This is a genomic window from Mycobacterium bohemicum DSM 44277 (genome assembly GCF_001053185.1).
Classification (GTDB): domain Bacteria; phylum Actinomycetota; class Actinomycetes; order Mycobacteriales; family Mycobacteriaceae; genus Mycobacterium; species Mycobacterium bohemicum.
This window is the reverse complement of sequence record NZ_CSTD01000005.1, coordinates 391,306-399,666: the sequence shown is the minus strand read 5'-3', so window position 1 is coordinate 399,666 and position 8,361 is coordinate 391,306. Positions and strand designations below refer to the sequence as shown.

General features: G+C 71.4%; 6 protein-coding genes. 3 read left to right on the top strand and 3 right to left on the bottom strand.

Annotation, left to right across the window (positions count from 1 at the left end):
- Nucleotides 1-71 precede the first annotated feature (71 nt).
- On the bottom strand, nt 72-1,067 hold the full coding sequence (locus BN971_RS21775) for a MaoC family dehydratase (RefSeq protein WP_245836452.1): 996 nt from the start codon (nt 1,065-1,067) through the stop codon (nt 72-74).
- Between the two features lie 38 nt (nt 1,068-1,105).
- Here BN971_RS21775 and BN971_RS21770 point away from each other — a divergent pair, with 38 nt between their 5' ends.
- Together BN971_RS21770 and BN971_RS21765 are read left to right on the top strand one after the other, a co-directional pair.
- Entirely contained in the window at nt 1,106-2,275 is a 1,170-nt protein-coding gene (locus BN971_RS21770) for an acyl-CoA dehydrogenase family protein (protein ID WP_090350559.1), read from the top strand.
- A 112-nt stretch (nt 2,276-2,387) separates the two neighbouring features.
- Nucleotides 2,388-2,840, top strand: coding sequence for a CD225/dispanin family protein (locus tag BN971_RS21765; RefSeq protein WP_085178860.1), 453 nt, complete (start codon nt 2,388-2,390; stop codon nt 2,838-2,840).
- On the opposite strand, the gene BN971_RS21760 is transcribed toward BN971_RS21765, so the two are convergent.
- Together BN971_RS21760 and fadD4 are read right to left on the bottom strand one after the other, a co-directional pair.
- Nucleotides 2,821-3,801, bottom strand: coding sequence for an enoyl-CoA hydratase/isomerase family protein (locus BN971_RS21760; RefSeq protein ID WP_085178861.1), 981 nt, complete (start codon nt 3,799-3,801; stop codon nt 2,821-2,823). The two genes, BN971_RS21765 and BN971_RS21760, sit on opposite strands and share 20 nt — an antisense overlap.
- A gap of 3 nt (nt 3,802-3,804) precedes the next feature.
- Nucleotides 3,805-5,322: a fatty-acid--CoA ligase FadD4 gene (gene fadD4, locus BN971_RS21755; RefSeq protein WP_085178862.1), complete on the bottom strand. Its 1,518-nt coding sequence runs from the start codon at nt 5,320-5,322 to the stop codon at nt 3,805-3,807.
- A 106-nt stretch (nt 5,323-5,428) separates the two neighbouring features.
- Between fadD4 and BN971_RS21750 the strand changes: the two genes are divergently transcribed.
- Nucleotides 5,429-7,855 carry a helix-turn-helix transcriptional regulator gene (locus BN971_RS21750; protein ID WP_249262758.1) on the top strand — a complete coding sequence of 809 codons (2,427 nt, stop codon included), beginning with the start codon at nt 5,429-5,431 and terminating at the stop codon, nt 7,853-7,855.
- Nucleotides 7,856-8,361 lie beyond the last annotated feature (506 nt).

The following is an 8,361-nucleotide window of genomic DNA, read 5'->3' as shown; positions in this document are numbered from 1 at the left end:
GGGCGCGGCCGGCGCCGGCGGGACCGCCTGACGCCCACCGGCGGCACGCCGGCGGGCTGAACATCTAACGCTCAGAACTGCAGCGCGCTGAACCGCCAGTCGAGCACCGGCCGGTCGGCGGTGTCGTCGGCGGCGTACACCAGCGACCGCAGACCCAGCACGCCCCCGTGCGCGGTGGGCTCGGCGGACTCGACGTGCAGCTCGCTGTGGAGCGTGTCGCCCTCGTGCACGGGGCCGGTGTGGTCGCAGGACTCCCAGCCCAACACCGTCGCCAGGTTGGGCAGCAGCCGCGACGCCTGCGCCAGGGCCAGGCCGATGGTGTGCCCGCCGTAGACCAGGCGGCGGCCCGCGACCCGCGAATCATGGTGTGTGGCGGCGATGTTCAGGGTCAGGCGGGCCAACTCCGGTGCGCCGCTGACCACGTCGCCGGTGCTGCGGAACACCGCGCCGGCCAGGCCGGGATCGAAGTGGGGGCCGGGTACCCGATTGCGGAAGACCTCACCGTCCCAGTGCGCGTGCGCGGCGACGGCGGGGCCAGGCACGTCGGCGCCGAGGGCCGACAGGTCGTCAGCCGGCGCGCGGGCCGGGTCCCAGCCGGGGCCGGCGGGCAGCATGGCGCACCGGTAGAAGTCGAGCACCAGCCGGTCGGCCTGGTCGATGGTGATCATGCGCAGCGCCGCCATCCCCGTCGGTGCGCGGCCCGGCTTGACCGAATTGGCTCGCAGCGCAACGACTTCCGTGCGCGTGTAGATGGTGTCGCCGATGACCGGGAACCGGTGAAACCGAAGGCCGCGGTAGAACAGGTTGGCCTTGACCCGCGCCGTGGCCAGCGTCGACTGACCGATCGCGACGTCGCACACCAGCGCCGGATTCGCCAGTGGCCCCGGCTCTCCCGTCACCGCGGTGGCCAGCACCGCGTCCAGCCCCAGGCGCAACCGATCCCCGACTATCGCCTGGTGGGCGGCGGCCAAACCCGGCGACAGCGTCATGGCAGGAGCCCAGTCGAACACCTGGCCCACCGAGAGGTCGTCGAAGTAGGGCCCGCCCTCCCGCAAGTCGCTGTGCACAACGCCACATGCTCGCAGCCCGTGGACGTTCGGGCAATATGGCATGCGTGAACGAGGAAGAAGAGATGCTGGTGGCCACGGTGCGGGCGTTCATCGATCGAGAGGTGAAGCCGACCGTCCGCGAGGTCGAACACGCCAACACCTACCCGGAGGCGTGGATCGAGCAGATGAAGCGGATCGGCATCTACGGCCTGGCCATCGGCGAGGAATTCGGCGGGTCACCGGTGTCCATGCCGTGCTACGTGCGCGTCACCGAAGAACTTTCGCGCGGCTGGATGAGCCTGGCGGGCGCGATGGGCGGGCACACCGTGGTGGCCAAGCTGCTGGCGCTGTTCGGCACCGACGAGCAGAAACGCGCCTACCTGCCGGCGATGGCCACCGGGGAGCTGCGGGCGACGATGGCGCTCACCGAGCCCGGCGGCGGCTCGGACCTGCAGAACATGACGACGACGGCGATACCTTTTGAGGGCGCGGACGGCGCCCGCGACGGCCTGCGGATCAACGGCGCCAAGACCTGGATCAGCAACGCGCGCCGGTCCGGGCTGATCGCGCTGCTGTGCAAGACCGACCCGAACGCCAGCCCGCGGCACAAGGGCATCTCGATCGTGCTGGTCGGCCACGAGCCGGGCCTGACGGTGTCGCGGGACCTGCCCAAGCTGGGGTACAAGGGCGTCGAATCCTGCGAGCTGTCGTTCGACGACGTCCGCGTCCCCGCGTCCGCGGTGCTGGGCGGCCGCCCGGGTGAGGGCTTCGCGCAGATGATGAAAGGCCTTGAGACCGGCCGCATTCAGGTGGCCGCCCGGGCGCTGGGCGTGGCCGCCGCGGCGCTCGAGGACGCGCTGGCCTACGCCCAGCAGCGGGAGAGCTTCGGCCGCCCGATCTGGCAGCACCAGTCGATCGGTAACTACCTGGCCGACATGGCGACGAAGCTGACCGCGGCCCGCCAGCTGACCCGCTACGCCGCCGAGCGTTACGACGCCGGGCAGCGCTGCGACATGGAGGCGGGGATGGCCAAGCTGTTCGCCTCGGAGGTGGCGATGGAGGTGGCCCTGGACGCGGTGCGCATTCACGGCGGATACGGCTACTCATGCGAATTCGACGTCGAACGATACTTCCGCGACGCGCCTTTGATGATCGTGGGCGAGGGCACCAACGAGATCCAGCGCAACGTGATCGCGCGGCAACTCATCGCCCGCGGCGGGATCTGACGGCGGTGAATCCCGTCCCGCAGCAGGGGCGTGCTGTATATTTGCCTGACTTCTCCCACCGGCACGGCGGCGCGGAAGTCCACACCGATGGGTCCGAAGAAGGTGGGTTGCCATGACTTATCCCCCTGGGCCGTATGAAGGCTCTCCCGGGCCCGCCGGCCCGCCCGAATGGCAGGGCCAGCCTCCCGAATGGCAAGGCCAGCAGCCCTATTGGCAGGGTCAGCAGCCGACCGGCTGGCAGCCGCCGCCGCCGCAGCCGGGGTGGCCGGTCCAGCGCGAGCCCGACAACTACCTCGTCTGGGCGATCCTGTGCACCGTGCTGTGCTGCCTGCCGCTCGGCATCGTTTCGCTGGTGTACTCCACCAAGGTTTCCGGGCTGTGGTCCCAGGGCCGCTACGCCGAGGCGCAGGCCGCGGCCGACAACGCCAAGAAGTGGGCCATCATCGGCGCGGTCGTGGGCGTCGTCGCCGCCGTGATCGGGGTGGTGCTGTGGTTCGTGTTCTTCGCGGTGGCCATCTCGAACCTGCCGACGACGACCACCACGACTACGTATCCCGGCTTCTGAGGGTCCCCTCGGACGCGGCGCCGGCCGCGTCCACCAGGCCCCACGCCAGGGCGGTGTCGACGCCGATCGTGCGGCCGGACAACACGAGATAGGCTGTGCGCCAACGGCCTATCCGCCGGGTGACGCTCAGGGTGCCACCGGCGCCGGGGATCAGGCCCAGCGCCAGTTCGGGCAGCCCGAACACCGCGTCGTCGCGGGCGTGCACCCATCCGCAGAACGCCGCCATCTCCAATCCGCTGCCCAGCACCCGCCCGTGCACCTCGGCGCGGCACGCCCGGCCAAGCCTGGCCGTCAGCGCGTCGAGCGCCAGAGCGGGGCTGTGCCGGGTGCGGGCCAGGTGCGCGCTCGCGGGGTCCGCGAGGCTGCCGAACTCGGCGAGGTCGCCGCCGCTGCAGAACGACGGGCCGTTGCCGCGCAACACGATTCCGGTCACCGACGGGTCCAGCCGGGCGACGGCCAGCGCCTCCAGCAGCGCGGCGCGCGCGTCGGTGGAGAACGCGTTGTGCCGTTGCGGCCGGTTGAAGGCGATGTCCAGCGTGTCGCCGTCGCGCCGCAGCCGCACCGGTTCGGCGATCTCGGGCGCGCGGGCCGGGCCGCGATCGGCAAGCCAGCGCGCGAATTCCGGGCCGGCCTGCAGCGTCGAATACGCTAGCGACTCGGTCACCACCGCGGCCAGCGCCGGGCCGCCGGGGTCGATCGCGCGCAGCACGTCGTCGCACACGCTGCTGGCCTGCGGCCAGCGCCCGCAGCGCTCGGTCAGCTCGGCCAGCGCGTCGGGCACCGACTCGACCGTGACGACCCTGCGGTCGGCGCAGTCGTCCTCGGTGAGTGTGAAAGTCGCTGCTTCCAGCAGTGATTCGGCGCCGGCCAGGTCAGCGGCCGGGCCGTGCGCCACGACGACGCCCGGCGGTGTTGCGATTTCGATCCCCCGCGCGCCGGACATCTCGACAAGCCGGAGCACGGGTCACACCGAGTACTTCTCGATCAGCCCGTTCTTGTAGAGCTTGCCGGTGTCGGTGCGCGGCAGCGCGGCCTCGAACTCGATGGACCGCGGGCACTTGTAGTGCGCCAGCCGTTCCCGCAGCCACGCGACCAGCTCGTCGCCGAACTCGGCGGTGGCGTCGGCCGGGTCGACGGTCTGCACGGCGGCCATCACGCGCTGCCCCATCTCGGCGTCCGGGACGCCGAACACGGCCGCGTCCAACACCTTTGGGTGCGTGACGAGCAGGTTCTCGGCTTCCTGAGGGTAGATGTTCACCCCGCCGGAGATGATCATGTGATGCCGGCGGTCGGTCAGGTACAGGTAGCCCTCGTCGTCGACGTAACCGATGTCGCCGACCGTGGTCCAGCCGTGCCCGTCGCGCGACGCTTCGGTCTTGGCCTGGTCGTTGAGGTATTCGAAGGAATAGCCACCCTCGAAGTAGATTTCGCCGGCCTGGCCCGGCGGCAGCTCGTTGCCGTCCTCGTCCAGGATGTGGATCGCACACGCCATCGGCTTGCCGACCGAGCCCGGGTGGGCCAGCCACTCCTCGGCGCTGATCAGCGTGGAGCCGATGGCCTCCGAGGACGCGTAGTACTCGTCGATGATCGGGCCCCACCAGTCCATCATCTGCTTCTTGATCTCCACCGGGCACGGCGCCGCGGCGTGCATCACCCGTTGCAGGCTGGACAGGTCGTACGAATTGCGGACGGCCTCAGGAAGTTTCAGCATGCGGGTGAACATCGCGGGGACGAACTGGCCGTGCGTGACGCGGTGGCGCGCGATGGCGTCGAGGCACCCCTCGGGATCGAACTTCTCCAGCACCACCGTGGTGATGCCGCCGGCCTGCGCGCTCATCGACCACACCGACGGCGCGGTGTGGTACAGCGGCGCCGGGCTCAGGTAGACCGAGTCGGGGGTCATCCAGAAACTGACCAGTGCCGACATCATGCCCGGCGCCTCGGCCGGCGGGACGTGCGGCAGCTCGCGCTTGATGCCCTTGGGCCGGCCGGTGGTTCCCGACGAGTACTGCAGCAGGTCGCCCTCGACCTCATCGGGGATCGGCGTATCCGGTTGATCCGCAACGCATTCCGGGTAGCGCGCCCAGCCCTCGAGGTCGTCGTCGGCGATCAGCAGCAGCCCGGGCAGCCCACCGGGCAGGTGCTCGGCCAGGTTCTCGCAGGTCTTGCGCAGCGCGGCCGAGCCGACGATCGCCCTGGCGGCGCTGTTGTCGATGATGTAGGCGGCCTCGGCGGCGGTCAGGTGGGTGTTGATCGGGACGTAGTACAGCCCGCTGCGCCGCGCGGCCCACATGACCGCGTGGATGTGCTCATTGTTTTCCATCAGGATCGCGACGGAGTCGCCCTCGCGCAGGCCGGCCCGGCGGAAGTAGTGCGCCAGCCGGTTGGCCCGCGCCTCGAGTTCGTCGAACGTGACCACCGCGCCGGACGGGTGGAGGATGACGGCCGGCTTGTCGGCTCCGCAATGCTCGCGAATCTGCATGCGCAGACTGTACCGCCGCCAAACTTGACGGGTGTCAACACGTCGCCCGTCGGCCGCCGGCGTACCGCGCCCATCGGCGGGCCGCATCGGTAGAGTGCTGGCTCTGGTGCACGCCGAGGATTGGCCGCTGCTGCGCCGCGAGCCGGAGTTCGCGGCGCTTCACGCTGCCCTCACCGAGCCGACCCGCACGGCGGGCGTCGTGGTGGTCGGCGAGGCGGGCGTGGGAAAGACCACGCTGGCCCGTGACGTCACCGGGTCGCTGCCCAACCGGGTGCGCTGGGTGGCGGGCACGGCGTCGTCGCGCAGCATCCCCCTGGGGTCGTTCACCTACCTCGTCGGGCCCGGGACCACCCGCGACCCGACGTCCTACCTGGCGGCCGCCCGCGACGCGCTGACCGCCGACCCGGACACGGTGCTCGGCGTGGACGACGCGCACCTGCTCGACGACCTGTCGGCCACCCTGGTGCTCCAGCTGGCGCTGGAGGGGTCGGTGCCGATGGTGGCCAACCTGCGGGCCAAGGAGCCGGTGCCCGACGCGATCACCTCGCTGTGGAAGGACCGCTACCTGCGGCGCATCGACCTGCGGCCGTTCACCAAGGAGCAGTGCGTGGAGCTGGTCGAACGGGTGCTGGGCGGCCCCGTCGAGGGCCTGAGCGCCGACGTGATGTGGCAGGACTCCGGCGGCAACGCGCTGTTCCTGCGCAACCTGGTGGAGGGGGCGGTGGAGGCCGGCACGCTGCGGCAGGTCCGCGGCATCTGGCAACTGCGCGGACCGGCCGTGGTGCGCGACGAACTGGCGGCGCTGGTCGACGAGCGGCTGGAAAGGCTGCCCGACGACGTCGCGCACGCGTTGGGCCTCCTGGCGATCTGCGAACCGCTCGACCTGGACACGCTGATCGGCCTGGCCGGCGCGCCCGCCGTCGAGAGCGCCGAACGACGCGGCCTGATCCGCATCACCGACGACCGCGAGGTCAGCGAGGTGCAGTTCAACCAGCTGCTGCTCAGCGACGTCATGCGCCGGCGGCTGGGGGTGGCCGCCGCGCGCCGGCTGCGTGGCGAGCTGGTCCGGGCGTTGGCCGCCAAGCCGGTCCGGGGGGCGGGCGAGCGGATCCGGCTGGCCGAACTGACGCTGGACAGCGACACCCACGTGGGAGTCGACACGCTCGTGGCGGCCGCCGACGACGCCATCGCGCTGACCGATGTCACCCTCGCCGAGCGCCTGGCCCGGGCCGCCGTCGACCGCGGCGGCGGTCCGGCCGCCGGCGAGCTGCTGGCCAGATCGCTGCTGTGGCAAGGCAGATCAGCGGAGGCCGACCTCGCCCTGAGCGCCTACGACCCGGAGGCGATGGAGGAGCCGGGGCTGCTCCGCTGGGGCGCCGTGCGCGTCGTCAACCGGCAACTGTCGGCGGGCGATGCCGTCGCCGCCGATGAGGTGCTCGAGTTGCTACGGCAGCGCATCCGCGATCCGGGGCTCAGGCTGGTGGTCGACGGCCTGGCGGCGGCTTCCCTGGCGTTGCAGAACCGCCTGGACGAGGCCGCCGACCTGTCGGGTCGCGTGCTCGCCAGCCCGGCGGCGTCACCGGATGCCGTCGGCTGGGCGGTCGTGGGCGGCGGCTTCGCGTTGGCGTTCACCGGGCACGGCGATCGCGTAGCGGCGGTGGCCGAGCACGGGCGCCGAATCGAACGCCAGGTCGACGGGGTGTTGCGGCATCTGATGACCTACGCGGAGGTCTCCGCGCTGGTGCTGGCCGGCGAGTTCGACGCGGCAGACAAGCGCCTGGCCGACGACGGCCAGTTCTACTCCACCCGGCAGTACCTCGACTGGGGACTGGCCAACATGGCGGCGGGCAGCGTCGATCTCGCGCGCGGTCGCTTCGCCGCGGCGGCGTCGCGCATGGAGCAGACGGTGGCGGCGCTCACCAACGAGTCGGCCGCATGGTGGAGCGTGCCCCGAATGTGGCTGGCCCAAGCCTATTGCGGGCTCGGCCGCGCCGAGGCGGCCGACGCCACGATCGCCGAACTGCACAGCCGTGCGGGTGCCCACCGCGCCGTGTTCCGCCCGCAACTCCGCATCATCGAGGCGTGGCTCGCCGCCGCCCGGCAAAACACCAGCGGCGCCGTCGCGGCAGCCACCGAGGCGGCCGATCTGGCCCGGCAATCCGGTCAGCGGGCGATCGAAATGCTGGCCCTGCATCACGCGGCACGTTTCGGGGACCGCAACGGGCTTGCACGTCTCGTCGAGGTCGCCGGAACCGTCGATGGCCGTCTGGCGCCGGCGCACGGCGCCTACGGTGCGGCGCTCCGCGACCGCGACCCGGCGCTCGCCGCGGCGGCCCGGCCGCTGCCGCTGACCACCCGGGAACGCGATGTCGCCAAGCTGGTGGCCGCGGGACTGACCAGCCGCGAGATCGCCCAGCGGCTCAGCCTGTCGGCCCGCACCGTCGAGGGCCACGTGATGCATGCCTGCACCAAGCTCGGCGTCCCGGACCGCAGGGCTTTGGCGGAATTCATGCAACGCGACGGCCGGACGTAGTAGCCTGCCGATCGCCCCTAGGAACCCGATCTCCGAGCCGGGTGAACGCGGGCACGTAGCGGGCTACGCGGTGCCGTCCCGCTTGCCCCCGTGTGGTCGGCGGTCGCTTACGCCTGATGAAGGGGCAAATCCGCGCTGCGGCAGGGCATCTGCGCCATCCCGCGCACGAGCCGACGCCAGGTATCTTGCCGGTCGGTGCGGCCCGCGGGTCCGCGAAATCAGGTAGCCGGCTACGGATGTGCCCGCCGCGGCCACCGTCATAGCGTGACGTCATCGCATCGCCCCGAGGTGAGGACAACAGGTGAAGGAATCACGCGGACTAGTGCACGACTCTTCCCGGCAGCGCTTATCTCTTGCCCAGCCCCATTTTTCGGTGGCGTCGAACGCAACCGGGACCGGAAGGCTCCACGCCGCGGACAGGCGTCTGAAGGACAACATCTGGCTGTCGCCGAGCCTGGCCGCCGGGGCCATCGCCGCCCGGGTCGTGTGCTTCCTCGAAAGGCGCG

Bases quoted from the DNA above. Each gene is read 5' to 3' on its own strand.
- BN971_RS21770 (WP_090350559.1), top strand. From the start codon at position 1,106: ATGGCATGCGTGAACGAGGAAGAAGAGATGCTGGTGGCCACGGTGCGG.
- BN971_RS21765 (WP_085178860.1), top strand. From the start codon at position 2,388: ATGACTTATCCCCCTGGGCCGTATGAAGGCTCTCCCGGGCCCGCCGGC.
- fadD4 (WP_085178862.1), bottom strand. From the start codon at position 5,322: ATGCAGATTCGCGAGCATTGCGGAGCCGACAAGCCGGCCGTCATCCTC.